Here is a 24,431-nt window from a genome sequence, read left to right as displayed (position 1 = left end):
TTTATTCCGGTTGCCTTTATGGCAGCCGGCATTTCCGTGTTAGCTGGGTGTGTTCCGATCCAACCCATTGGACAATCCGGAGCGGGGCAAGGCTCGGGGTTGGATCGGGAAGTAGCCGAGCGCCGTAAGGTTGAGGATGAACTCTTCGCTAATGCGAAATTAGCGGGTAAAGTTGTCCTGGTAGTCCCTACCGCCAGCTTAGATAGCTTGAACGTCGACTTTAAAAACAATGACTCAACGATGGATTTTTTAAAGTTACGTTCGGCAGTAACTGAATGGACTAATACGCGTGCTTCCTCCTCCGTTTTTAAAGTAGGGTACGATACACTTTCCGAGAATATAGGTACCGAACAAGGCTCTTATTTTCAGGTGGTTTTTGGTCGTACATTGTATAAGATCTATTTGATAAACCCAGGTCACTATTCTATTACAGGTCTTAGCTACGATTTACCAAGGACGCCAGCCTATGAGACTCCCGGTGAACGTGGATTTCGCCCTTCAGCCTTGGGTTACGTTACGTTCGAACCTAAGAGCTTCAGGGAATATGATCGTGGTCAGAAGTGGGAAGACGCTACTTATAGAACGGAGACGGTCGAACAATCAGTTTGCACTCAAGTTCGCGTTGTAAATGGCGAGTGTACTTATGTTGATAAACAGACTTATGACGTAAAACGACAAACGGGCGCTGCTGGCTGGCGAGAGAGTATCCAACAGCGGAACGTTGAGGGCAGGACAGTTACCGCTCATTTGACCAAAGAGTTTGCAACTTTTGATGTGGCTGCGGGTGAAGTAGTGTTGATTGATGGGTTCTTTCCGGATCCGCCAAGTATTAATTATGAGCCTGGAAGCTGTAAGCAAACTCAGCAAAGCCAAATGCGCTGTGAACTAAAGCAAGTCAAGATGGTGAAAATACTCGGTGAGGTCAATCAGGTTCTGCATGCCCAAAATCCTGCGGACTACGGTTTTCCGAAAATGGCGGAGGTGCTCAAACAACTTACCTACCGTCCTATCAAAGTGCAGGCTCAGAAAACACCTGGACAATCATCTTGGGGGCCAACCTATTTGCTAAAATCTGATTGACATGTCTGGCTGGGATGCTTGTATCGGCCGTTTAAAAGAAGGCCCGGAAGGTTTCTATGAATATATGGGAATTTTCCGCGAGAAGTAGATTTTAGTGTTTAAGTGAAACTCCGCCCCGGCGGAGTTTTTTGTTTTCTGTGATGTGAGATTTTGGCATGGACAGGAATATCGCATACCAGTTCACGGCCGGAACCCAGGGTTTTGACCGTGCAGTTGAAAGTATCGAAAGCAACATGCGCGAAGCGCGCACGACATTTAGCCGCGAGCTGAGGGCGATCAATACCGAGATGGTCGGCAGTCAAACCCGGCTCGCTCGTTTTGGTCCGGCAGTGAATGAAGCGTTCTCCGGCGTCAGCGCCATCATGCGTTCGGGCCTCGGTGGTGTGGCGGCTGGCATCGCGGGTGTGTTTGGTCTGGGTGCTTTCAAGCTGGGCCAGATCGTTAGCGATAGCAAGGACGCGGCGATCCAACAGGAGGCTGCTTATCGTGGCCTGGAAGCGGTGGCCAATCATGCCGGTGTCGGTATTGGCCGGGCCATGGATGAGGCCAACAAGCTCGCCTCTGACGGCTTGCTCAGCGTCGGTGACGCAGCCAAAGCACTGCAAAACCTGCTCAGCCGTGGTTACAACGTTGACCAGGCAGTGGCGGTGATCAACCGCCTAAAAGACGCTGCAGCGTTCAACCGGCAGGCCAATCTCAGCATGTCGGAAGCTGTGGTGTCGGCCACCGAAGGCTTGAAAAACGAAAACTCGGTGCTGGTGGATAACGCCGGTGTCACGAAAAACGTCGCCAAAATTTGGGACGAGTACGCCAAGAGCATCGGCAGCAGTCGTGACAAGTTGTCGGACTCGCAAAAGATCACGGCCGAATACAACGGCATCATGAAAGAAACCGAGGCTCAGGTCGGCAACGCCGCCAAAGCGGCCGATGGGTTGACTGGGAGCCAGGCCGAGCTCGACTCCAAAAGTAACCAGCTGCAGGTCACCATCGGTACCATCCTTGAGCCTGTCTTCATCAGCCTGAATAAGCGTCTGTCTGAAACCGCCAGTTGGTTCAACAACCTATTGAAAGGTATGACCGGCGTAGGCCTTACCGTTGATGAGGTGGCGGCGAACGTCGCGCGCTACGAAGCGATGTTAGGGACAGTTATCGCCGGCCCGCGCGGTGGGGGTGGCAAGGCCCAGCTGGAAGCCACGCTGGTCGAAGAGCGCCTGCTGCTGGAAAACATGCAGTTGGTGTCCAATAAGCTGGAAGAAGTCGACGCGGGTATGCGCTCCCGTTCAGCTCGCATTGAAGAGCAGCGACGCAAAGTGGCGGAGATGGCCGCGAGCGGCGATACAGCCCTGACCAAAGCACCACAGCAGGGTAGGACAAGTCCGACCGCTTACGGCGTTGAAGTCGCCCGGTTGACCAAGCTGGAGCAGGCATACGCTGCAGCCGTCGAGCATCGGAAAAAAATAGTTGAGTCCACAACTCCCCCTAAAAAAGCGGATGACCCGGTAAGTGCGCCGACGAAGGCCACGTCACGGGTCAGTGAGTGGGCAGAAGCATTGGACGCGCAGAAGGTCGCTCACGCACAGCAGCAGGCCGAACAGGGCACCTTCCTGCAGTTCTCCCAGCAGCAGGAAATGCAGTACTGGCAGGGCATTCTCAAGCGCACGGATTTGAGCGCGGCCGAACGTTTGAGCGTTCAGCGCAATTACCTGGCATCACTGAATGCGTTGCGCCGGCAGGACGAAGGTCAAGCCTTTGCCGATCTGCAGGCCCAGGCACAGCAGTACCGCAACAACATGGACGCGCGTCTGCAGATCGCTCAGCAGACATTAGAGCGCAGCCGGCAACTCTACGGCCAGGACAGCCAGGAATACCGCAAGGCTGCGGCAGAGGTGGTCGCTGTCGCGCGCGAAAAGCAGCAGCAAATCACCAACATGAAACAGCAGCAGCTGGCTGCCGATCAGCAGGCGCGGCTTACCGATGTTGCGCATGCCGAGCAGATGGCCCAGCTGGATCTGCAAGCCAACCTGATCACCCAAGGCCAGCTGCTGCAGGCCCAGGCCGAGTTCGAAAAGCAGCGGTATGCGATCGAAGCTCAGGCATTGGCCGAGCGTAAGGCGCTGCTGGAGCAGGATCCTGACCGCAACCCGGTCGCGCTGCAGCAGGTCCAGCAGCAGATCCTGGCGCTGGAGCAAACGCACCGCAACAGCATGGCGGTGATTGGCAGGCAGCAAACATTCGAGTCGCAAAGCAACTGGACGGGCATGGTCGACAGTCTGCGCACCAGTTGGTCGAGCGGGCTTACCGGCATCATCAGCGGCACCATGAGCACCCAGGGCCTGTTGCGCGGGATCTTCACCAGCATCGGCACCGCGTTCGTTGAGAACATGGTCACCAAGCCGTTGATGGCCTGGATGTTCGGTGAGACGGCTAAAACTGGCGCGACCGTAGTGGGTGTAGGCGCTCGAACGGCTGCAGAGGCAGGCGGTGCGGCCATGTCCGTAGCGATCTGGGGCGCAGCCACGATCAAAAACATCATTGCCAGCGCCTGGCAGGCCATGGCCGGTGCCTTTGCAGCCATGTCGGCCATTCCGATCATTGGCCCTGTCCTGGGCGCGGCGGCGGCAGTCGCCGCCGGTGCGTTCGTATTTGGCCTGGTGAAAAACGTTGCTTCGGCCGAGGGCGGCTATGACATCCCTGCCGGTACTAACCCCATGACACAACTCCACGAGCAGGAAATGGTGCTGCCTAAGCAATACGCCAATGTTATTCGCCAGGCAGCTAATGGGGAAGGGCAGTTAGGCGGTTCTGGCAACAGCTATCACTACCACGACAGCAGCGGCCGGATGTCTCCCGCTGATATTCGGCGTGGTGCCCGGGTGCTGGCTGAGGAAATGCAAAAAATGCGGCGCAACGGCGCCATCAAAACTTAGGGGGGCGAGATGTCGTTAGGACCTTTTTGGCCAGCGCGCTGGATCGCCAGTTACCCCGATATGGGCGCGGCGGCGGAAGGTGTTCTGCCGCGCCTGCCCGGGCAAACCCTGCTTTCAAAAAAAGCACCTGAGTGGAGTACCGGAGTGCAGAAAGCTGCCAGTGGTCGACGCCGGACAACGGCGTACTACCCGGCGCCGCTGTGGTCTTTCCAGCTGAGTTACAACGCCGTGCGCAAGCGCCCTGGGTTGGATGAGTGGTCGAGGCTGATTGAGTTTTTTAACCAGCGCAAAGGGCAATTCGGCGAGTTCCTGTTCTTTGACCGCAGTGATCACCTGGTAACGCTTCAGCGCTTCGGCACCGGGGACGGCACCACGCGAACATTCCAGCTTTCCCGGGAGATCGGTCACTGGGTGGAGCCGGTGTACGGGGTCGTCAATGTGGACGTCGTCACTGTCAGTGGTGCTCCTACTTCAGCCTTCACTGTGGATGAGCTGGGGCGCATCACCTTTACGGTGGCCCCTCCGATTGACGCGGCGCTGGTGTGGAGTGGGGCGTTTTATTTTCGCTGTGCTTTCGAGGCCGATTCGCTCGACGGGGCTCAGCCTTATCGCGCGATTTGGGAGCTCAAAAACATCGCGTTCACGAGTATCAAGCCATGATCGATGCCACACCTGAACTGAAATCATTTCTGGCCACGGCGCGCAGTTTCGTCATGGCGGATCTGTACACGATTGCCCTGGCCAGCGGCCAGGTGCTGCGTTACACCGATGCGGGTTTGCAGATCTTCTACGCCGGACAGAACTACTCGGCCAGCGGGCCTCTGATCAAGCGCACCGGCGTACGTGCGGTGCGCGGGATTGAGGTCGACACGTTGAACGTGACCTTTACCGCCGGCATGGACGACACCGTGTTCGGCGAGCCCTTGCTGCCATTCATTGCCGGCGGCGGTTTTGACGGGGCCACCCTGAACCTTGTCCGAGCGTTTATGGCGGACTGGCGGTCGCCCGTGGTGGGCACGGTCACTCGTTTTATCGGGCGAGTCGCGGAGGTGGATCCTGCCGACCGCGAGCAGGCGACGGTGACAGTAAAGTCGCCGATCGAGCTGCTGGATACCAAGGTGCCCCGGGGCGTTTATCAGCCCTCGTGCCTGCGCACGGTGTACAGCGCCGATTGCGGGGTGAACCGTGCCCTATTTGAAACCGTGGGTGTGGTCCAGGGCGGCAGCACGGCCCTGCGTGTGAACTCCAATGTGCCCGCCACCCAGGGCTGGTTCGACCAGGGCGTGATTCGTTTTGTGAACGGTGCCAATGCAGGTGTGACAAGAACCGTACGCCGATTCACTGCCGATGGCGCCGTGACGATGATCCTGGGGCTGCCAGGCGTGCCAGTGGCAGGTGATCAGTTTCTGATTTACCCGGGTTGCCCACGGACGCTGGATGCCTGCACCAACAAATTCGGCAACCGAGCGCGGTACCGGGGGATGCCGTTCATTCCCGTCGCGGAGACATCGGTATGAGCCCGTTCGAAGTGCTGCAGCGTGATGCCGTGGTCGCGCAGGCTGAGCGCTGGTTGCGCACGCCGTACCAGCACCGGCAGCACCTGCTCGGCGTCGGCGTCGATTGCGCCTGGTTGCTGATTGAGGTGTATCACGCCGCCGGTTTGATTCCCTCGATCGATCCCGGGGCGTATGCCCAGGACTGGCACCTGCACCGCAGCGAGGAACGCTACCTGGGTTGGCTGGAGTTGTACGGCCGGCAGATCGACGTCCCACAGCGTGGCGATGTCGCGGTCTGGAAATTCGGCCGGACCTTCAGCCACGGCGCGGTGGTGGTCGATGAGCATCGCATCATTCACGCCTATCGGGACATCGGCGTCGAGTTTGCAGATATGCGCGAGGAGCGGCTCTCCAGCCACACCGTGCGTTATTACACACTTAACCGATATGGAGTCAGCGATGGGGGGCAGCAGTAGTACCATTTCCAACAGCGCAACGCGCATCAACGCGCTGCAGATCCAGAGCAGTGCGAGTGGCAAGCCGATCGCCTGGATCGCAGGCCGCAATCGCGTCAGTCCTAATCTCATTTATTACAGTGACTTCGAAGCGGTCGCCAAAACCACGACGAAAAAGTCGGGAGGTAAAGGCGGGGGCGGGGCTACTCAAAAAGACACGACCTATACCTATTATGCGGCGCTGATCCTTGCGGTCGGGCGTGGGCCGCTGGGTGCCATTCACCGTGTCTTCCGCGACAAGGAAGTATTCACATCGCTTGCTCAAGTGGGTTTGAACTACGCCAATGGCACTCATGATCAGACCGTGTGGGGTTTTCTTCAAACTCGCCACCCTGCCGAAGCGATTGCCTATTCCGATACGGCCTACGTGTTTTCCAGCAGGTACCTGCTAAACGATAACGCCGGCGTCCAGAATCATACCTTTGAGGTGGACGGGCGTTATCAAGTGCCCGGGCTGCCGGATGCCAACCCGGGCGATTTCCTGCCCGGGCTGTTGCTCGATCCATTGGACGGTATCGGTTTTACCCCGGCATGGGTCGCGGATATGTCGAACTACCGCAACTATTGCTTGGCGGAAAACTTACTCTTGAGTCCGGTACTCGACGAACAGTCGCCGGCGAATGAGGCGATCGCGCGCTGGTTGCAACTGACCAACAGTGAGCTGGTGTGGTCCGCCGGTCAACTCAAGGTGATCCCCTACGGCGACCAGGCCGTCACCGGTAACGGCGTGACGTGGTTTCCGAACATCACGCCGGTGGCGGATCTGACCGATGACGATTTTCTTTCTGAGGACGGTGAGCCTCCGGTCTCGCTCAAGATCAAGAGCCAGGCCGACAGCTACAATGAAGTGTCGCTGGAGATCCTTGATCGTGATCACGAGTACAACACCGACGTGGTGCGTGCGCCTGATCAGGCTGCCATTGAGCAGTTTGGCTCCAAGCCGATGGACACCATCAAAGCGTACGAGATCTGCAATATCGCCATTGGAGCCCATGCGGCGCAGTTGTTGGTGCAACGCAAGCTGTATGTGCGCAATGAATACGAGTTCTCCCTCGGCTGGCAGCATGTGCTCCTCGAACCTATGGACCTGGTGACGATCACTGAGCCTGGCTTGAACCTGCATCAACGCCTGGTCCGGTTGATTTCGGTTGAGGAGGACGAACTGGGTAAGTTGGCGATCGTGGCCGAGGATGCGTTGCTGGGTGTCGGCAGTGCCCCGAATTACCCGGTGCAGAGTAAGAGCGGTTATCAGGGCAATCAGAACGTCGCGCCTGGTCCTGTCCTGGCGCCCATCATGTTCAATCCACCCGAGAGCTTGCTGCCCGCCGGCACATTGCAGATCTGGGGCGGTGTTGCCGGTGTGGGTGAGGCCTGGGGCGGTTGTGAGATCTGGATCAGCGCTGATGGCGACAGCTATCGGTTAGCGGAGACGATTTACGGCAGGGCGCGCATGGGTCAGCTGACCGCAACGCTCGCATCCGGAGGCGACCCCGATACGGTCAACACCTTGTCGGTACAACTGGCAGCGGCGACCGAGCTGGCAGCGGCCACGACCGCCGAAGCGGACAGTGGCGCCACGCTGTGTTGGGTGGCCGGTGAGTTGCTGAGTTACCGAGACGCGGTACTCACGGGCGTCGGAGGCTATGAGCTGAGTTATCTGAGACGCGGACGTCTGAGCACGGCCATCTCCAGTCACTCGGCCGGTTCACCCTTTGTGCGGTTGGATGATGCGGTCTGGAAGTACAGCTACACGTCCGACCAGGTCGGCAAGACTGTCTGGGTCAAGTTCCGCTCATTTAACGTGTTTGGTCGAGCGCTTGAGGATCTGGCGGATGTCACTGCCTACAGCGTCACGTTGTCGCCGGCTCGGGTAGCGCCTGATACCGCGCAAAACCTCGCCCTGGTGGGTGCCTTCGAGGCGCCGTACTTCACCGTCAGCTGGGTGGCCGGTGCTCGTGCCGAGGATCGCTTGGTACGTGTTCGTCACGCGGGCAGTAATGCCCTCCTGCGAGAGGTGGCGACCACCAGCACGGCATTCACGTACCAACGTGAAGATGCGCTGGTGGATGGTGCGCTCATTCGCAGCTATCGGGTGGAGGTCATCGAGCGCAACGCTGCAGGCCAGGCACAGTTGGTGTCGTTGTTGGTCACCAATACGGCGCCGGCGCCCGTTACGGGAACCGCCGCCACGGTCACTGGCACCACCACCGCGGATGTCAGTTGCGCGGCCAGTGCAGCTGCAGACACGGCGGGCTATGTGTTTGTGTATTCGACAGAGGAAGACTTTGATCCGGCAACTGCAGGAACGGTCGGCTATCAAGGCGTATCACGCACCGGGCAGATCACGGGACTGACGCCAGACACCACGTATTACCTCTGCGCTGCAGCGTACGACACCTGGAGCAGTGTACGCAGTCAACTCAACTTCGCCCCGGCGATCACCTTCAACACCTGATAGAGACTCATCATGCAACCTATTCAATTCTTTGCCGCAAGGGCTGAAGACGGCGTGCTATTGCCCGGAGCAACGGTGAGTGTGCTTGTCTCCGGGAGTGAGACGTTGGCGCCGCTGTTTTCCGATGCGGCGGCGACCGTGGTTCTAGCCAACCCCATGCATGCCGATGCCAGTGCGCGGGTGTTCTTCTACACCACAGCGGCCCGCATCGATATTCAGATCGGTTATGCGGGGTACCGAGCGCCGCTGCTGCAGGGCATAGGTACCAGTGATCCGGTGGATATGATCAATGCGGAAATTGATCGTCTCAACCGCGATATGGTCGATGGAAAAGTGCATGCCACTGTCGCTGCAGGTCTCCTAGCGACGGTCGACGGCCAGTCTTTTTACGTCGAACCCACCTCGCCAGATATATCGCGCAGTCTGTATGTGCGGGTCAGTGCAACGGAGGCCAGGCACGTCTCCGATGACCCGTCGGTGGGTTACATCGCAGAGATAGACGTGCGCACCTCGGCAGTTGAGAGCGGCACGTTTAACGGCTTGGAGCTACGGTTTGTTCGACTGGCCGTAGAGTCCGGTTACACCTGGGCGCTGGTCGACTCGGTTGGACGCATGGCGTTGGGGTGCCGGGTGGATGGTTCACTCGTGGGTAAGTTCATGCTGCGCGACGGCACCGTCGATCGCAGCACGCTGAAGCTCGACCTCGACGGATTCATCGCCAAGGCGTTGGACCCTCAGTCGGGATACGCGTGGGCAGTGATCGATACCCTGGGCCGGATTGGTCTGGCTCTTCGAGTGGACGGTACCGTTACCGGGAAATTCTTGCTCGGCACCGGTGCCGTACCTCGCAAAGCGCTGGGGGCCGATCTGTCGGGCTTCATTGCGGTTCAACTGAGCCCAGAGTCCGGCTATGTCTGGGCCGTTGTTGATGCGGTTGGCCGCATTGCGCTGGGCATCACCACAGCCGGCAAAACGGTGGGGAATTTTGATATTCATATCCCCGATGTCACAGGGATCGAGTACCTCAAACCGGTTCACGACCTGCTGTGTGTAGGGGATTCCCTGACAGCCAATAGCAGCCAGGTCACCTGGCGGGAGCAACTGGCGCCACTGATCAGTGCTCGGACCATTGTGAATGGCGGCATTGGCGGCCAGACGTCTCGCCAGATCGCCGCGCGCTTCGGTGCTGGTACCGCACTGCTGACCGTCACTGACAACCAGATCCCGGCCTCGGGTTCGGTGACAGTCACGGCGTTGAGCACCTTGTTGCTGTCCACGCCCGCGACCAATTCGGGGACCTACACGTTGCCAGGTACCTTGGGCGGCATCCATGGGACGCTGACGTGCACGCACAGTGAGACAGGGGACTCGTCTGACGTTTACACGTTTGCTCGGGATACCGCCGGAGACGCCCGATACAGCGCGCCCAAGTCGCCGTTCGTACCCGACGTGCCCGGCGACGGGTTTTACACAGAGATTATCTGGATGGGCCGCAACAACCTCGACAACATCGAGCAGATCAAGGCCGACATTCGAGCCATGGTGGGTGTGCAGAAAACCGTTGAAAAACGCTACCTGATTATCACGCCGCCGCTTGGCGGCAACTCGACACCGGGTACTTCAACAGGGGAGGGTGTTGGTACCGCCACCTACAACAATTGTGTCGCCCTGGAGGATTGGGCCACCGCCGAGTACGGCGATCGCGTGATCAAGATCCGCGAGTGGCTCATGCAGTTCAACGACGGCAGCGCCGACGATCTGGACGACGTGGCCAAGGGCGTGGTTCCGCGTTCACTGCGGCTGGACATCATTCACAACACCACGATCAGCAACGGGCATATCGCCCGTCGCATCGCCTACGAAATTAACCGGAGGTCCTGGTAATGGCCGGACAAAAAACCGTACTGGATGGCATCACCTTTACCGATACGACGTTGCCCATTCTGCGCTCCGATGCGTTGCTGAGTGCGGGGTCGCTGTATTTGTTCGACTTGGGGCATAGCTTGGGTGGTGTGAGCGGAGTGCCGGCAGCTGGAGCCTCCATTCCCAACATCGCTTACGCCGAAGCGGCAGCGGTGCTTGGTGCGGGTACCGAGAGCAGCTTGGCCGGGGTGTTCAGCAGCAACGCGGTCGCGGCCGACGCATTGTTTGAGCGAACGCCCAGGAAGGGCCTGCACGCCATTTACAGCCAAGTGAACAACACAGTGAGCGGTCATGGCTCACAGATCAATGTCGCAACAGCGATCCGTGACTACATCATCGCGAACAAAACCCACCTGTTCTATTTTTCGGTATGGGCACATCGCACACGTGCTGCGCTCTCTACGGGGCATCGATACATGGAGATCGGTAGCGGCGGTAACTTCCTGGGGTACATGAGTGGCGCCGGAAACACCGGCAAGGCTTCCGGGCTTTACAACGTCGTCGGCGGTGCTAACGCCGTGGCCAACCGGTACTCCTCGATGCGAGCGTCTGCGGGGAGTGGTGATACGGTTGCGGCAGCGGCCGGGAGCATTATTTTCGGTAATGGCGGATCTGGTTCCGCGCTGACCAATCAATGCCCCTCGGACATTTTCTATCGCGGCTACTGCGAGGATCTGACCGTGTCGGGGCGAACCTACGCTGACGTCGACGCCCTCGACAAGGCGTTATGGGATGCCGCTTTCGCTGCAGGTGGCCGGTTTGCTGGAGACACTTTCACCGCACCGTCGACTTTCCCATAGCTGGCCAGGTAAACCTATAAGCCCGCCGCAACTCATGGTTTGCGGCGGAAGCGGAATTTTTCCCAACCGTTTTTGAACCTGAAAGTTCCGGTGTCTCCTCTGAGAGCGTAAAGGCTTGCTCTGTACCAAGCATTGAATCGAGAGAATCCAAGACGTCTGATTTTTTTGTAGACCCAAACCCATCCGTGGTGATTGGTAGTTTTGGTGGGTCTCAACACCATTGACGCGTTCCTTGTAGGGTTAATTTGGCGCAGATGATAGCGATGTGCCCTGCCGCCAAGGCTGTCAATTAATAACGGGATGGAACTTCTTATCACGACGAGCTTCCTGGCCTCATTCGTTTGAATACAGCACCGTTTAAAACAAACTCAACAGAGATCATTTCACCTCTAATCCCCGCCGTTGTGCGGGTTTTTTTCGTCTGGAGAAAAGGCTATGGCACGACTCTCAACCACTCAAGCGGGCAGCCGCAATGCGTTGGCCTTCCTCGACATGCTCGCTTTCTCCGAGGGGACCAGCACATCGCCAGCCACTGCCCTGGATGGCTACGACGTCATTGTGACGGGCATCGACAGGAAGCCTGAGATTTTCACGGATTTCAGTGATCACCCGTTCGCAAAGGGACGCCGCTCGAAGGTCATCAACAGCAAGGGCCTGACATCTAATGCCTCGGGCCGATACCAGCAAATGCTGAAGGACTGGCCGTATTACCAAACGTTGCTGGCCCTGCCTGACTTCAGTCCGATCAGCCAGGATCTGCTTGCTCTGCAACACATCCGCGAATGCCGCGCGTTACCGGACGTGCATTCAGGCCGGGTCGAAACCGCCGTCGAAAAGTGCCGAAATATTTGGGCAAGCCTGCCTGGTGCAGGGTATGGCCAGCGTGAACACCGGCTTGCCGATTTGATCCAGCAGTACCGCCTGGCGGGTGGAGCACTGTCATGACGGCATTACGGAAAGTGTCACGCTGTCTGGCCCAGGCCGAGGAGGGCCGTCTGTATTTCTCGTGCCCTGGCTGTGACATCGCCCATGGTGTATCGCATGGAAATGGCCTCGGGCCACGGTGGGGGTGGAATGGCAATGTGGAGGCGCCGACGTTCACGCCGAGCATTCTGGTCCGATACACCTGGTCGGACGGCCCGAGGGTTTGCCATTCGTTCGTGACCGGTGGGCGTATACAGTTTCTTGATGACTGCACCCATCATCTGGCCGGGCGAACCGTCGATCTACCCGATTGGGAGGACGACCAATGCTGACCACACCACAGAAATTGGCAGTTTTGTTGATCGCTATGACCATTGCGTTCGGTGCGGCCTGGCAGGTCCAAACCTGGCGTTACGCGAGGCAGCTTGCGAGCCAGGCCGCGCTGCAGGCTGACGATCTAAACAATCTGACTCAGGCCGCGCTACGCCAGCAGCAGACCGAGCAGGACAAGCACCTGGCCACAGAGCAACAACTCGCTGTCTCCGATCAACTACGCACCCGAGAACTGTCCGATGCCAAACGTAATCAGGCTCTATTGCGTGACCGTCTTGCTACTGCTGATGTACGGCTGTCAGTCCTTCTCGACGCCAAGGACCCAGCCAGTGGCTGCAACGTGTTTGCCACCCCCAGCACCGTCGGCGTGGTTCATGCAGCCCGTCGAGCCAAACTTGACCCAGCGCATGCTCAACGAATTATCGGAATCACCGATGCCGGCGACCAAGGATTGATCGCCCTGCAAGCCTGCCAAACCTACGCACAAGAAGTTTCTAAACCGAAGTAAAAGGAGCGGCCGGGTAGGATGCGTCAACATCCAGCACGGCCACCTTTCCCGCAGAATTCCCCTGCAAGTCCAGCCAAGGCTCCTGCTTCGTGCACAAAGCGAAATGAGCCTAGCACTGTTTATTCATACAGCAAAGGTCTTGCTTTTATGTCCACCCCCATCATCCCTTGGATGGGCGGCAAACGCCGACTGGCCGACCGCCTTATCCCGCTCTTCCCACCCCATGAATGCTATGTCGAAGTGTTTGCCGGCGGCGCCGCGCTCTACTTCATGCGTCCTCAGGCTGCGCCGGTTGAAGTCCTTAATGACATCAACGGCGACCTGGTGACGCTGTATCGCGTGGTGCAGAACCACCTGGAAGAATTTGTGCGCCAGTTCAAATGGGCGCTTAGCTCCCGCCAGGTGTTCGAGTGGCAGAAGATGACCCGTCCTGAAACCCTGACCGATATCCAGCGCGCTGCCCGTTTTTTCTATCTGCAGCACCACGCCTTTGCCGGCAAGGTGACGGGGCAGACGTTTGGAACCGCAACCACTGGCCCTGCCATCAACCTGCTGCGGATTGAGGAAAACCTCTCGGCCGCTTGGCAGCGACTGTCCGGCACTTATGTCGAAAACCTCCCTTGGCTTGATTGCGCTGAACGGTATGACCGTGCGCATACCTTCCACTACATGGATCCACCTTATTGGCAGACGGCAGGCTATGGCGGGAATTTCCCCTTTGAAAATTACGAGCGGATGGCAAATTTTATGCGCAGCTGCAAGGGCAAGGTGATGGTCAGCATCAATGATCATCCCAGTATCAGAGAGGTGTTTCGGGGGTTCCATCATGAGAGACTGAGTATAAAGTACAGTAATTCAAACCATAGGCGATCATGCCAGGAGCCGAGTGGCGAGCTGATTATTATGAACTGGACCCCTGACACATGGGGTAGGCTTATCTGACAGAGATAACCGAGCAATGCCCCAAATCAAAAGGGCAGAAAATGTTTCTTGCCCTCCCTGCAGCAATTGACTACGTTAGGATTCGCATGGCAGGGACGAGGGCAACAGAGTCAATGAAGGCGGCTGATGTGTCACTAGAAAATCGCGAATATTGGCGGAACGAAAAGATCGCTTTCCTTACTCTATCTTCTTTGAAAGGAGTTGGGTTTTGGACTCTCTATAAGCTTGCAAAATCTGGTGTTAGTTTTAAAGAGGTTTTAAAGGATCCTGAAGGAAAACTTGTAGATAAAATTTACGATGGCTCCGATGGCGTAGTAAGTATTACCGAGCAACAAGATGCCCTATGGCAAAAAGGTCTCAGTTTAGCAAGAAGCCTTTTTGCGGATAATATCAGGTTAATATTCAAAGACGAGATAGGCTTTCCACCGAAATTGAGGAATATTCCGGATGCACCCTACTGGATTTTCGTACAAGGAGATTTAGCACCTCTTTTTTGTAAGTCTGTAGCGATTGTGGGTACTAGACAACCGAGCGATGACGGAGTATTCCTATCTAAATTGGTACTTGCAGCCCTAGTTAAGTTTAAGTGTGTAACTGTAAGTGGTCTTGCAATGGGGGTCGATCAATTGGCTCACCAAGGCTCGCTTCGATACGCTTTAAAAACTATCGCAGTACTAGGGACCGGCATTCTGGGTAACTATCCAAAAGGATCGGAGGAGTTAAGAAGGAGGATTTTGGATGGTGGAGGTACTATAGTTTCTGAATATTTACCACATCAGTCTTATAGCGCTGAAAACTTTATCCGCAGGAATAGGCTGCAGGCGGCATTATGCGACTTGTTAGTTCCTGTTGAATGGGGGATAAAAAGTGGAACTGCTCATACTGTAAGGTTTGCAGCCAAGTACGAAAAAGCTATTGTTAATCTTTATATGCCGCTTACGTACAATTCCAAACCAGAATTAAGCTATTCTGAGAGTCAATTTGGCGCGATATCACTTGAGATGCCCCGTGAGATATCGAGACTCGATGATTGTATTTATAACTATTTAAGTGAAGATCTGTTTTTTGATTCGGCAGACCACTCTCAAGATGTAAGTAGTGATGGCTTCGACTTATTTGATAAAGGCATGGTTCTGGCAGATTATAACGAGGGTGAGCAGGTAGTCGGTAGCGGCGAAAATAATGAAGAGTCAGCTGGCGATGATAAAAGAAATGTCGGTTCAGTTGATGGTGCGGGTTTGGAGAGCAAAGATATAGAAAGGTTGTCCGACAAAAAAAACGAAGGGGAGGGTAAGCAGTTTAAGTTAAAAATATAAAATTTAAATAATATGGTATTTGAAAAAGGATGAACAAGTGCTTATCTTAATGTCTTCTCCAAATTTTGTAATTCGCAATGGCCGAGTAGATCCTGAGTTGGTCAAGGTTATTGCAGACACCCGTGCAGCGAAAAATCCTGTCGGTTTTGTTTCTAATGGAGAAGAACCTGCGTGGTTTGCGGAGTCTTTCGCAAATACGGGCGTCCAATTTCTGCAATGTAAGGGACGTCAGAATGGAGAGGTTATTTCCAGAAATGCGATTAAATTTAAGCTTAATAGCTATGATGTAATCGTTTTGGCTGTAAAAGATGAAGATGTGCAAATGGGTAAGAATGGAGGTGCAGTGCTTGTCGCTGCGGGTTGGTCAACAGCGCAACAGGTACGTAATTTAGGTATACGTGTTGATGATTATAATCAACTCAGGGAAGTGATACAGCTTACCGAAAGCTGGAGGGGGGAGTGGTGGTACAAAGCAAAAGCTGATAATTATAATATTTTGGCGCTCGCCGATCTTTCTGAATATGGGAAAGATATAACTCAACAAGAGTTTGGAAAAAAACTCACGTCTACAGTAAAAAATGGTGGAGGGCGATTAAATGCTCTGCTAGCTGTTACTGCCCGCTCATTACTTATTGCAGGTATCGGGAGGACGGACAGCTTGATGTGGGGAGTGTATCCTTCCTCAAATAGTTCGAATAATGATAGTGAGGTTTTGAGCGACTTTACTCACCGCTTGCGAACTACTGTTTCGAGAGTTCACTTTTCAAAAAGAGGTCAACCTCTTTTTATTCGGCACACCGCTTCAGCAAAACGTTCAAAAGGAGGAGGGGGAGATCGGACCGACCCTTCCGAACAAGTTCAAACTATTCATCTAAATTCATTTTATAAAGGTAAGTTGAAAGGTAAAAATGTCATTGTTGTGGATGATTGTACAACATATGGTGTTTCTTTCGGTGTGGCAGCGGCATTTCTTATGGCAGCAGGGGCAGCGTCAGTCACGGGAATAGCTTTAGGGAAGTTTGGCAATCAACTAAGGCAGTATCAGATATCTATTAAGACGGATCCGTATATGCCTATATCGAAAGGTGGCTATTCGGTCGACTCTCAGGGGATAGTTAACGGAGTTGCAAATAAAGATACCCAGCAAAATCTTCTTGCTCTTATTCCTTGACACCCCCCTGCAATTCTTTTTGCTTTGTATGTTGGATGCTTTCTGAGGCCTAAGTGTTCGGCATTGTGGATGCTCGGTCTTTGTGTGTATTTAAAAAGGAAGGTCTTTGGAGTTCGCAAGGAGATATTCATTTTGATCTACGTATTCTAAACTTGTTATTAATGTTAGCGCATCGTCAGCCAATTTTTCTAGAGCTTGCGAGCTATTTTCTGTCGGTTCAAAGCTGAAGGTGTACTTGCCTTGATTGTCTTCCTCACTAACAATTTTTAGATTTTCGCATTGTTTGACTAGTTGTAGTACTTCTTTCCTGTCTGGCATAGAAGTGGCAAAAACAGAGAATAGTAAGTTCCTCCCATCGTCCAGCGTAGTTATAGATAATCTCTCGTGATCTTCGTTGGATTTTGGTTTGGCGTGCCATGAAATGTTCGCGTTCCAGAAGCCATCCCAAATTTCGTCCTGTGCGGCTGGAAGAAGCTTGTGTTGAGCTAAGCAACTGTAGATAGGTTCAACAGATAGAACAGCCATATATCCTAACTGCTCAGGCAGGCTATTCATAACGAGACTTTGAGTAATTACTCCTAGCGCAATTCCATCGCTTGTTATTACTACTCCTCCGCTAAAGCCTCCCCGAGGCATTGCGGAAACAATAAAGTGTACATGACGTGAGTGGCGTAGATCCATCAGGGCATTAACCTCTCCGCGCGCACCTATGAGAGTTGGTTGCCGCGCGAACGGAACAGGTGGGAAACCTAGTACAAGTACCTCGGTTAGTACAAAGTCATCTATGCCTAGCCAATCATCTAAGTGGTCGCCAAGTGGAATTGCTGGTGTATATGGATCTAGCCCTGATACTTTGAAAATTGCAATATCTATATCCTTGTCTTCATGAAAAAAAGGCCCCTTTGTAATCGTTAATGTTGAAGGGGTTATTGAATGTGCTTTGAACTGCGTTTTGCCTGATATGACTGTAACGTCGGATTTTTCAGCATCCTCTCCGCTAAGAGGGATATAGGATCTAGTTACTGTCGCTATATCAAGGATTTTGTTTCCATCGACTACGTGTCTTGCAGTTACGAAGACACCATCTCCAACATGGAATGCTGAACCTATACCCTCAGTGCCATCCGGTTGCTCAATAGCAACGTATGCCATTGCCACGGAGAACTCCTGATATAGTGCTCTTAGTTTATCGCTCATAAATTACTCCGAATGACGTTTTAAATTTATAAAAGTTTACTTAAAGGTTCTGATTTAATGCTGTTCAGTTGGCGTTTTTAGTCGTTGGCTTTGCAAAAAAAGTTCCAAATCGAGGTGTGTAAATGTAAAATTTTGAAGGTAAGCTAATTTTCTTTATGTTTATCAAATAGTTGCGATGTTATTGGGCCGGAAGTTCACAGTTCGAACCGTTATCGGTATAATTCTATTGCCAGGGCTTCTTCCGGTTTTGCAAATATGGAGTTTGTTTATGAAGGGATTAACTGAGCTGACCGATGCGGAGCACCTAATTGTTCAGCAGGCTGTCGACGCACTTAGGCAGTTCCATGAGGCTCAGGCTGCGAATCTGCCAGAGGCGGAAGTGAATCGCTTGCGTCTTCAAGCTGAATCACTCTTTCAGGCTATCACAGACTATCGATTGCATTATTTAGGTGCCCCATCGTCAACTCGTCATTAGCTAAAGTCTTAATATAATATATGTTCCCGCTTCTTACGACTTTAATTTATAGTTTTGGATTTTTTCGGTTCTACAAAAAAATCCTATGCTCGTAAAACTTTCGATAACAGGTTTTGTGGTGAGTTTTAGTGAGGTTATATTGTATTGATTGCTAAAAGGGTTTCGGGACTCAATATGTTAATTGTAGGCTCTAAATAAGGGTAACGATTAAATACCATGATAGTGGACTTTGTTTCTAGTTTGTTATTGTCTTCGTAACTTTCGCCGTCGGAGTATGGCTCTATCTCCCATGTTAGTTTGTCTCTGAATCCTGTTTCAGTTTTAAATGATGTTACTCGGCAACGTTTGTCAGCGGGAATATCTACTAGGGCTACATGGTCACCCTGAGGATCTCGGTGGATGACTTCACAAAACTGTCCTAGATACGCTTTTCCACGTAAGTGATCGCATTTAGAGTAGCGCTGGAGGCATATTGAACAGTCAAGTCGGTTTGATACGAAGCCTGCGCTAAGGAAAGCTTGAGGTGGAAAGAGATTTTCCTCCAGATCTTCCAAGCACTGAATTTTTTCAGCTAAATGTGAAAAGCCTTTATCGGAGCGAGTCGCATCTAAGTGTCCCATTTGAGCTGATACCAAGCAATCCCAAGCTTCATTAGGCATATCTTTTTTTAAAAAGATCCACATCAACAACTCAGAGCGCAGTCCGCCGAGTGCGCACATAAATCCTAGGAATAAGTTGGCATTGCCTTCATTTTCTCGGGCTGCTGCCTGGTCTTTAAGACTAGCGGCCTGATAAATAAGACTGTCGAGTTTATAACATTGCTGTAACTGCAGTTTACTAGAGCGTGCTGGAGATAGTAAGTACTCTGTTTCGTTAACTCCGGAATTAAAGTGGTTTATTATTTCAATTAGTTGCATTTTGGCTTTTCTCCAGCTCTTTAACTATGTCGTAGATTTGGGGTAAACCTTCATGTGGACCGCTATAGTGGATTTCTTTGCAACTGCCGTCTTTATTTTGGTATATGACGTCAAGTGAAGCTTTCCCTCCTTTTGAACCTTTGAATAAATCATATAAGTAATTGGTGATAAGTCCAAGGGTTATTGAAAGTGCATTGGGGTCCTGTGTTAAAAGTCCAGCGGATATAATTAGGGTAGGGCCGTACCATTCGAAGCTGTATTGTTGTAAGTAGGGCGGCTGATCTTCTTCTTCGAATAGCTCGTAATAAGTAATATTATTTTGTCGTAATAAAGTTCTTACTGTGTCCGATTCCACCTGTTGGCGGAGTTCGTTTAAGGAATTTGCGGTAGCTAAATTGCTTGGGATGATTGTAAGTCCGTTGGGTAGGGCGAGGCCAAAACTTTTTAATTTTTCTGATATCGATATGTGGTCGTTAACTAAGATACTCATAATCATCCTTTTAAATTTTTTTGTTGAGTTTGATTCTGCCTGTTTTGAATTTTATTTAGATGTGTCGTTGGGCAATGGTTGAGATTTTATTTTGTTGGTAAGAATGAGTGCGATGTACCATATGAATGAAGCAATTAGTGAGGCAACTAGGCCGATCGCGAAGCCAATTGTGCGCTCTCTCCAAATGGAAGCGCTAGCGCGTTCCTCTTGAGCCAAAAATATAGCTTCAACAGCTGCTTTATCTAGTTCTATTAGGGGTTGAAGCTTTTCTTTTTCGGACTTTAGCTTAGTGATTGCATCTTCTGTGTCACGAAGCGCTAATTGTTGGGTTTTTACAAATTCCAAAAGTTGGTGTATATTCTTTTCGGTTTCGTTTAGTTGTTTAAGTTGTTTGTCGTAAGTGTTGTTTTCAAGTCTCTTTAATTCTTGTTTTTTTCGATCGAATTCTTCTGTATATACTATGATAGCTGCCCCCGATGCCACTATCGCTAATGTTAATATTGTAGTTGCCAGGGGTCTTACAAGGAAAATTTCGACCCATTGCTTTGCGAGCAGAAATATTAATTGATTCATTATAGCACCCAGTCGTCCTTGTTAAGTAGCAGCCTGTCGCAAGCCGCGACATGTGTAAGAGTAGCAATTGGCCACTCTTGCTGCAATGTAGAGTATGCGTTACCAGTAAACGCAGACACACTTTTTCGAGAGGGTACCGGTGACGGCAGAATTTCAACACGTGGCGTGCGCCTTAGAGTTTGGAGCTCTGTCGGCTTGATGGCTCTGATTTTCTATTTTTATTTTGGTTTGCACGGCAGCAGCTAGGGTTAAAGTGGGATGCGCACTCACAGTGCTTTACACCGCCACACTGTCCATGTTGTGACGTTCCCTTCCGAGCCTGGCGTTCTTATGCCTGTTCGCGGCCCCTGCGGGCTAGCAGCACTGTCGCCGGCAGTTGTGGGTGACCGATCATAATCGACGCCCAATCATGCTAACGAATTAGTTATCTTGGATATGCTCACCCTCCGACGATCTCTTTAAAAGTCCGTTTTCCTAAGCGGAGCTGCTTGGCTCGGCGTTTACAACAGTTATGTCAGCAAGGCGGCAGATCAGTTCCAAAACCGAAACCTCAAGCCTTGCAGAATGCGGCCTGTAGCCTGATCTGCTGTTGCGGATAATGGAACGCTTATGGCCCTTAGGGTCGCAGCCAGCTTGAGTCTGCATAGCGGTCTTGAAACCGGCGAATTCTAAGATCTGTCACCCATTGGAATCAGTGTTTTGAAAGCTGGGGAGTCGATGGCCTCTCCGAATCTCTTGCTTAGCATCAGGTAGCCAGGGAGAGTAAAAATAGTTCCGCAACCCAAAGAGGGCCACCCAGCCAGCGGGCTTCACAACCACATTAAAAAAACGATTGTGCGGAATTTAAATTTATTCAACCTTTTGATTTATATATAAAAAATTGGGGATTGCAAATCCGCCTACGCCGGTTCGATTCCGACCTCGGCCTCCACTCTTGAAAACCCCGTAGATTAACGTCTACGGGGTTTTTTATTGGGCGGAAGAAAAGGCCCGGGTGCCAACCTCTCGAGCAGGCCGATCTACCTCCCTCCGCATCCGCCTGTGCAGGCGCCATTCCCTTCCCGTTGTGTACAGCGTTGTGCCTTGTTCCTCCCGCGCTCGAAGGGTTTTTCGACGAGTGACGTGTCTAGATCAAGGGTCAGGAGGCTTTTAAGGTTGTCATGGCCCGTGTTGGCGACTACCCTGAAAATGTTCGTATTGTTACGAATAATTTCGGTTGTGGCTGTTTTCAAGTCACGCTACTTCAGGATGAGGAACGAAAATGTTTTCACACGAAGGTCCCGCAATAGAGCTGTTGCTATTCATTTTTGGTCTGGCGATGCTACTTTTGGTCGTTTGGTTTTTTCATCATCAATACGAGCGAAAGACGGGGAAGGGTGTTAAAAAACTACATGATCTTGACGACAAACGCTCAACCTGACGCTGCTGTCGAATGAGCTGATCGAGTCGGCTCCCGCTGGCTCGCACTATTCACTGACGTAAAGATCGAGGGCTGGCTACGATTTCCGAGTCGAGGCCCTCATTCTAGAGCGTACTGACCTCAATCTTCAGCACTCAGCCTCTGACCTGTTGATGCGCTGCGCCTTCACTTCACCCGCGTACCTGGCGATTTTATCCCGCTGAGTGGCCAACAACGTGCAGATCTTCATTAGCGCCAACGCCTCACTCGGCGTCCTGCTGCTGTTTGCCAGGGCTGTCAGTTCAACCACGGACCAGCCAATGACTGCAGCTGCATCGTCCAGGTCATAAAACAACTCCTGCTGGGCGGTTCTGGGGCCATCGAGGCCCTGTATAAACTCTTTCATCGACTTCTCCCTTTGGTGCTGATCAGGTAGCGAAGTTGGCCTTACTCGCATCAACGAATGACGTGTATCCACCCCAACACAAACCCTACCAAGACGTTACACGAAACCCATGACGGACTTCATTTAACGCGGTCCTACTTGACGTACACCCAACCTTGTAAAGCAGAGAGCGTTGTCATGAAGTTGAATTACCTAACCAAGGCGGCTGTTGTTGTCGCGCTGTTGTCGACCTTGTCGGGCTGCTGGATATTCATGCCACCGGGCGGTGGCGGGGGTGGTGGCCATGGCGGTGGTGGTCATGGTCAAGGCGGCGGCCCTGGTGGCGGTCCGCGCTGACAGTCAGTCAACGGGAGGCTGGCCATGAACAATGGCCTGCCTCTTTTTTTGCCCCGGATAAATCCCAGGCAAAGAAAAGCCCGCGATGGGGAGCACGGGCTAAAAGGGATGTTCATTAGGAGCTGGGTTCACCATAAGGCCGCGCCTGTGAAAGCTTTGTGAAAACGCCGGAGCCATTTGAACCTGAAGTGTATGCCTCGATCCGTGCCTGGCTGTACGGGGCGCCGGGCGGCATAACCCACTACTGTCGCAGGCCTACCACACCGCTCGGATGCCGCACCATGTCCATGTCTACCAGCCTGCTGTCGGCCTTTGTGCTGTTCGCCTTCGTGTCCTCGATCACCCCAGGGCCGAATAACACCATGTTGCTTGCCTCGGGGGTGAACTTCGGGTTTCGTCGCTCGATGCCCCATGCGCTGGGGATCAGTATCGGCTTCATGCTGCTGGTGATTTCGGTCGGCCTGGGCCTGGGCGAAGTGTTCAAGGTATTCCCGTGGGCCTACACGGTGTTGCGCTACGTGGGCGCGGCGTACTTGCTGTACCTGGCCTGGAAGATCGCCACGGCGGGCGGCATGTCCGATAGCAATGATGAGCACGGCAAACCCATGACGTTCTTGGGCGCGGCGGCGTTTCAGTGGGTGAACCCCAAGGCGTGGATCATGGCGCTCGGGGCCATCACCACCTATACGCCGGCCGAGGGTTATGTCACCAACGTGCTGGTGATCGCGCTGGTCTTTGCCGTGGTCAACCTGCCCAGTGTGTGCGTGTGGGTCGGGTGTGGCAGCGGCTTGCGCAATGTGCTGCGCGAACCGCGCTGGTTGAGGCTGTTCAATTGGTCAATGGCCGGGCTGTTGGTGCTGTCGTTGTACCCGATGTTGTTTGCCGGCTAGGCGTCAGACCGGCGAGATGGTCGCCAGCAGCCCGATGCCGATGGTCAGCACTAAAAAACCGAACAGGAAAATCGCCATCTTGGTCATAAGGCCTCCGAAGGGAAGGGGGTGGGGATGTGGGCTATTGTCCGCCCAGGCGGCATTTCAATACAGGCGCAGATAGCAAAGAAAAAACCGTATCAGATGCGCTGGCGAGGGTTCTGCCACGGGCTTTTGGCGCCCGTGGTTTTTTCAAGATCAGTGCCTGAGACAGGCAGCGTTTTTCCCCCTAAGATGGCGCCCATTGCATCAACAATAAAAGTGGGCCAACCCTCGATGGAAAGACGCCAGTTCAGTGGTGGCATGAAAGGCAAGAACCTGCGCTACCTCAACGAAACCTCCCAGCCGGCATCGGTCACCCGCGTCGGCTTCCTGCTGCTCGAACATTTTTCCCTGCCGGCATTCACCCAGACCCTCGACACCGTGGTCACCGCCAACCTGCTGCGACCTGATCTGTTCGCCACGCGCACCTTCGGGTGTGACGACGGGGAAGTCATCAGCGACCTGGGCCTGGTGATCCGCCCCGACGCGCGTCTCGATGCGCCCGCGCTGCAAGGCCTGGATCTGCTGGTGATCTGCGGCGGCTTTCGCACCGAACTCAAGGCTGACGATCCCTTCATCCAGTTGCTGCGCACGGCCGCCGAGCAGGGCGTGAGCCTCGCGGGATTGTGGAACGGCGCATGGTTCCTCGGCCGCGCCGGCCTGCTGCAGGGCTACCGCTGCGCCATCCACCCCGAACACCGCCCGGCCCTGGCGGAAGTGTCCAAGGCCACCCACGTTACCAGCGAACCCTACGTGATCGACCGCGACCGCCTCACCGCGTCGAGCCCCTCCGGCGCTTTCCACATGGCCTTGGACTGGATCAAAAGCTTGCACGACAAAGCCCTGGTCGAAGGTATCGAAGACATCCTGGCCTTTGAAGAATCGCGTTACCGGCGCATCAAACCCACCGAAAACGTCAGCGTCAGCGCGCCCCTGCGCGAAGTGGTCAAGCTGATGGACGCCAACCTCGAAGAACCGCTGGAACTCGACCAACTTGCCGTCTACGCCGGCCGCTCGCGCCGCCAACTGGAGCGCCTGTTCAAGGAACAACTGGGCACCACGCCGCAGCGCTACTACATGGAACTGCGCGTCACCGAAGCACGCCGGCTGTTGCAGCACACCGAACTGTCACAGGTGGAAGTGCTGGTGGCGTGCGGGTTTGTCTCGCCGAGCCATTTCAGCAAATGCTACAGCTCGTATTTCGGATATCGCCCCTCCAAGGAGAAGCGGTTGGTCAAGTAAAGTGACTGTCGCTCTATGCGCGCCGGCATGATTTT

General features: G+C 53.6%; 22 protein-coding genes. 17 read left to right on the top strand and 5 right to left on the bottom strand.

The features are described 5' to 3' along the window. Window positions 1-18 precede the first annotated feature (18 nt). The 14 genes from BM416_RS01905 to BM416_RS01840 all read left to right on the top strand — a co-directional run bounded on the left by BM416_RS01905 (window position 19) and on the right by BM416_RS01840 (window position 16,390). A complete protein-coding gene (locus tag BM416_RS01905) occupies window positions 19-1,080 on the top strand; it encodes a hypothetical protein (protein ID WP_256577412.1) in 1,062 nt (353 codons plus the stop codon). 155 nt (window positions 1,081-1,235) lie between these two features. After that, on the top strand, window positions 1,236-4,007 hold the full coding sequence (locus BM416_RS01900) for a coiled-coil domain-containing protein (protein WP_092484732.1): 2,772 nt from the start codon (window positions 1,236-1,238) through the stop codon (window positions 4,005-4,007). Window positions 4,008-4,016: 9 nt separating this feature from the next. Next, on the top strand, window positions 4,017-4,667 hold the full coding sequence (locus BM416_RS01895) for a DUF2460 domain-containing protein (RefSeq protein ID WP_092484729.1): 651 nt from the start codon (window positions 4,017-4,019) through the stop codon (window positions 4,665-4,667). Then, the gene (locus tag BM416_RS01890; protein WP_092484726.1) at window positions 4,664-5,524 is read left to right on the top strand and encodes a DUF2163 domain-containing protein; all 861 of its coding nucleotides are present in this window, start codon (window positions 4,664-4,666) and stop codon (window positions 5,522-5,524) included. The genes BM416_RS01895 and BM416_RS01890 overlap by 4 nt, the downstream gene beginning before the upstream one ends. Beyond that, window positions 5,521-5,979 (top strand): NlpC/P60 family protein, encoded by a 459-nt coding sequence (locus tag BM416_RS30540; protein ID WP_175539024.1) that lies wholly within the window; start codon window positions 5,521-5,523, stop codon window positions 5,977-5,979. The genes BM416_RS01890 and BM416_RS30540 overlap by 4 nt, the downstream gene beginning before the upstream one ends. Further along, on the top strand, window positions 5,963-8,473 hold the full coding sequence (locus BM416_RS01885; RefSeq protein ID WP_175539023.1) for a phage tail protein: 2,511 nt from the start codon (window positions 5,963-5,965) through the stop codon (window positions 8,471-8,473). The genes BM416_RS30540 and BM416_RS01885 overlap by 17 nt, the downstream gene beginning before the upstream one ends. A 12-nt stretch (window positions 8,474-8,485) precedes the next feature. Beyond that, the gene (locus tag BM416_RS01880; RefSeq protein ID WP_092484721.1) at window positions 8,486-10,357 is read left to right on the top strand and encodes an SGNH/GDSL hydrolase family protein; all 1,872 of its coding nucleotides are present in this window, start codon (window positions 8,486-8,488) and stop codon (window positions 10,355-10,357) included. Next, on the top strand, window positions 10,357-11,196 hold the full coding sequence (locus BM416_RS01875) for a hypothetical protein (RefSeq protein ID WP_092484718.1): 840 nt from the start codon (window positions 10,357-10,359) through the stop codon (window positions 11,194-11,196). The genes BM416_RS01880 and BM416_RS01875 overlap by 1 nt, the downstream gene beginning before the upstream one ends. A 435-nt stretch (window positions 11,197-11,631) precedes the next feature. Beyond that, entirely contained in the window at window positions 11,632-12,141 is a 510-nt protein-coding gene (locus BM416_RS01865; protein WP_092484712.1) for a glycoside hydrolase family 24 protein, read from the top strand. After that, the gene (locus BM416_RS30725) at window positions 12,138-12,452 is read left to right on the top strand and encodes a ubiquitination-like system serine protease family protein (RefSeq protein WP_092484709.1); all 315 of its coding nucleotides are present in this window, start codon (window positions 12,138-12,140) and stop codon (window positions 12,450-12,452) included. Before BM416_RS01865 ends, BM416_RS30725 begins: the two co-directional genes overlap by 4 nt. Continuing rightward, on the top strand, window positions 12,449-12,961 hold the full coding sequence (locus tag BM416_RS01855) for a lysis system spanin subunit (protein WP_092485569.1): 513 nt from the start codon (window positions 12,449-12,451) through the stop codon (window positions 12,959-12,961). Before BM416_RS30725 ends, BM416_RS01855 begins: the two co-directional genes overlap by 4 nt. A 147-nt stretch (window positions 12,962-13,108) precedes the next feature. Continuing rightward, window positions 13,109-13,903: a DNA adenine methylase gene (locus tag BM416_RS01850; RefSeq protein ID WP_092484706.1), complete on the top strand. Its 795-nt coding sequence runs from the start codon at window positions 13,109-13,111 to the stop codon at window positions 13,901-13,903. Between the two features lie 41 nt (window positions 13,904-13,944). Then, window positions 13,945-15,219, top strand: coding sequence for a DNA-processing protein DprA (locus tag BM416_RS01845; RefSeq protein ID WP_256577411.1), 1,275 nt, complete (start codon window positions 13,945-13,947; stop codon window positions 15,217-15,219). Window positions 15,220-15,256: 37 nt separating this feature from the next. After that, the gene (locus BM416_RS01840) at window positions 15,257-16,390 is read left to right on the top strand and encodes a hypothetical protein (RefSeq protein ID WP_092484702.1); all 1,134 of its coding nucleotides are present in this window, start codon (window positions 15,257-15,259) and stop codon (window positions 16,388-16,390) included. Window positions 16,391-16,480: 90 nt separating this feature from the next. Here the strand turns inward: BM416_RS01840 and BM416_RS01835 are convergent, their stop codons facing one another. The 5 genes from BM416_RS01835 to BM416_RS01820 all read right to left on the bottom strand — a co-directional run bounded on the left by BM416_RS01835 (window position 16,481) and on the right by BM416_RS01820 (window position 21,847). Beyond that, a complete protein-coding gene (locus BM416_RS01835) occupies window positions 16,481-17,587 on the bottom strand; it encodes a S1 family peptidase (protein WP_092484699.1) in 1,107 nt (368 codons plus the stop codon). A gap of 609 nt (window positions 17,588-18,196) precedes the next feature. Next, the gene (locus BM416_RS30285; protein WP_139237725.1) at window positions 18,197-18,979 is read right to left on the bottom strand and encodes a hypothetical protein; all 783 of its coding nucleotides are present in this window, start codon (window positions 18,977-18,979) and stop codon (window positions 18,197-18,199) included. After that, a complete protein-coding gene (locus tag BM416_RS30280) occupies window positions 18,966-19,469 on the bottom strand; it encodes a hypothetical protein (protein WP_139237724.1) in 504 nt (167 codons plus the stop codon). The genes BM416_RS30285 and BM416_RS30280 overlap by 14 nt, the downstream gene beginning before the upstream one ends. Before the next feature lie 51 nt (window positions 19,470-19,520). After that, window positions 19,521-20,042 (bottom strand): hypothetical protein, encoded by a 522-nt coding sequence (locus BM416_RS01825; protein ID WP_092484693.1) that lies wholly within the window; start codon window positions 20,040-20,042, stop codon window positions 19,521-19,523. 1,547 nt (window positions 20,043-21,589) lie between these two features. Next, the gene (locus BM416_RS01820; RefSeq protein ID WP_092484690.1) at window positions 21,590-21,847 is read right to left on the bottom strand and encodes a hypothetical protein; all 258 of its coding nucleotides are present in this window, start codon (window positions 21,845-21,847) and stop codon (window positions 21,590-21,592) included. Window positions 21,848-22,024: 177 nt separating this feature from the next. Between BM416_RS01820 and BM416_RS30535 the strand changes: the two genes are divergently transcribed. The 3 genes from BM416_RS30535 (at window position 22,025) to BM416_RS01810 (ending at window position 24,396) form a co-directional block, all read left to right on the top strand. Further along, window positions 22,025-22,183: a hypothetical protein gene (locus tag BM416_RS30535; protein ID WP_167361111.1), complete on the top strand. Its 159-nt coding sequence runs from the start codon at window positions 22,025-22,027 to the stop codon at window positions 22,181-22,183. Window positions 22,184-22,464: 281 nt separating this feature from the next. Continuing rightward, window positions 22,465-23,073, top strand: coding sequence for a LysE family translocator (locus BM416_RS01815; RefSeq protein WP_092484687.1), 609 nt, complete (start codon window positions 22,465-22,467; stop codon window positions 23,071-23,073). 315 nt (window positions 23,074-23,388) lie between these two features. Next, complete coding sequence (locus BM416_RS01810; protein WP_092357095.1) at window positions 23,389-24,396, top strand: GlxA family transcriptional regulator; 1,008 nt, start codon at window positions 23,389-23,391, stop codon at window positions 24,394-24,396. Window positions 24,397-24,431: the final 35 nt, after the last annotated feature.

It is taken from the genome of Pseudomonas sp. NFACC42-2 (genome assembly GCF_900116055.1).
GTDB lineage: Bacteria > Pseudomonadota > Gammaproteobacteria > Pseudomonadales > Pseudomonadaceae > Aquipseudomonas > Aquipseudomonas marginalis.
The sequence above is the reverse complement of the archived record's forward strand: the minus strand, read 5'-3'. Positions and strand labels throughout refer to the sequence as shown.

What these genes read in the sequence shown, in the direction of transcription:
- BM416_RS30285 (WP_139237725.1), bottom strand. Translation starts at nt 18,979, where the DNA reads ATGCAACTAATTGAAATAATAAACCACTTTAATTCCGGAGTTAACGAA.
- BM416_RS01835 (WP_092484699.1), bottom strand. Translation starts at nt 17,587, where the DNA reads ATGAGCGATAAACTAAGAGCACTATATCAGGAGTTCTCCGTGGCAATG.
- BM416_RS01875 (WP_092484718.1), top strand. Translation starts at nt 10,357, where the DNA reads ATGGCCGGACAAAAAACCGTACTGGATGGCATCACCTTTACCGATACG.
- BM416_RS01815 (WP_092484687.1), top strand. Translation starts at nt 22,465, where the DNA reads ATGTCCATGTCTACCAGCCTGCTGTCGGCCTTTGTGCTGTTCGCCTTC.
- BM416_RS01880 (WP_092484721.1), top strand. Translation starts at nt 8,486, where the DNA reads ATGCAACCTATTCAATTCTTTGCCGCAAGGGCTGAAGACGGCGTGCTA.
- BM416_RS01895 (WP_092484729.1), top strand. Translation starts at nt 4,017, where the DNA reads ATGTCGTTAGGACCTTTTTGGCCAGCGCGCTGGATCGCCAGTTACCCC.
- BM416_RS01825 (WP_092484693.1), bottom strand. Translation starts at nt 20,042, where the DNA reads ATGAATCAATTAATATTTCTGCTCGCAAAGCAATGGGTCGAAATTTTC.
- BM416_RS30540 (WP_175539024.1), top strand. Translation starts at nt 5,521, where the DNA reads ATGAGCCCGTTCGAAGTGCTGCAGCGTGATGCCGTGGTCGCGCAGGCT.
- BM416_RS30535 (WP_167361111.1), top strand. Translation starts at nt 22,025, where the DNA reads ATGAAGTTGAATTACCTAACCAAGGCGGCTGTTGTTGTCGCGCTGTTG.
- BM416_RS01900 (WP_092484732.1), top strand. Translation starts at nt 1,236, where the DNA reads ATGGACAGGAATATCGCATACCAGTTCACGGCCGGAACCCAGGGTTTT.
- BM416_RS01820 (WP_092484690.1), bottom strand. Translation starts at nt 21,847, where the DNA reads ATGAAAGAGTTTATACAGGGCCTCGATGGCCCCAGAACCGCCCAGCAG.
- BM416_RS30280 (WP_139237724.1), bottom strand. Translation starts at nt 19,469, where the DNA reads ATGAGTATCTTAGTTAACGACCACATATCGATATCAGAAAAATTAAAA.
- BM416_RS01905 (WP_256577412.1), top strand. Translation starts at nt 19, where the DNA reads ATGGCAGCCGGCATTTCCGTGTTAGCTGGGTGTGTTCCGATCCAACCC.
- BM416_RS30725 (WP_092484709.1), top strand. Translation starts at nt 12,138, where the DNA reads ATGACGGCATTACGGAAAGTGTCACGCTGTCTGGCCCAGGCCGAGGAG.
- BM416_RS01865 (WP_092484712.1), top strand. Translation starts at nt 11,632, where the DNA reads ATGGCACGACTCTCAACCACTCAAGCGGGCAGCCGCAATGCGTTGGCC.
- BM416_RS01810 (WP_092357095.1), top strand. Translation starts at nt 23,389, where the DNA reads ATGGAAAGACGCCAGTTCAGTGGTGGCATGAAAGGCAAGAACCTGCGC.
- BM416_RS01845 (WP_256577411.1), top strand. Translation starts at nt 13,945, where the DNA reads ATGTTTCTTGCCCTCCCTGCAGCAATTGACTACGTTAGGATTCGCATG.
- BM416_RS01890 (WP_092484726.1), top strand. Translation starts at nt 4,664, where the DNA reads ATGATCGATGCCACACCTGAACTGAAATCATTTCTGGCCACGGCGCGC.
- BM416_RS01850 (WP_092484706.1), top strand. Translation starts at nt 13,109, where the DNA reads ATGTCCACCCCCATCATCCCTTGGATGGGCGGCAAACGCCGACTGGCC.
- BM416_RS01885 (WP_175539023.1), top strand. Translation starts at nt 5,963, where the DNA reads ATGGGGGGCAGCAGTAGTACCATTTCCAACAGCGCAACGCGCATCAAC.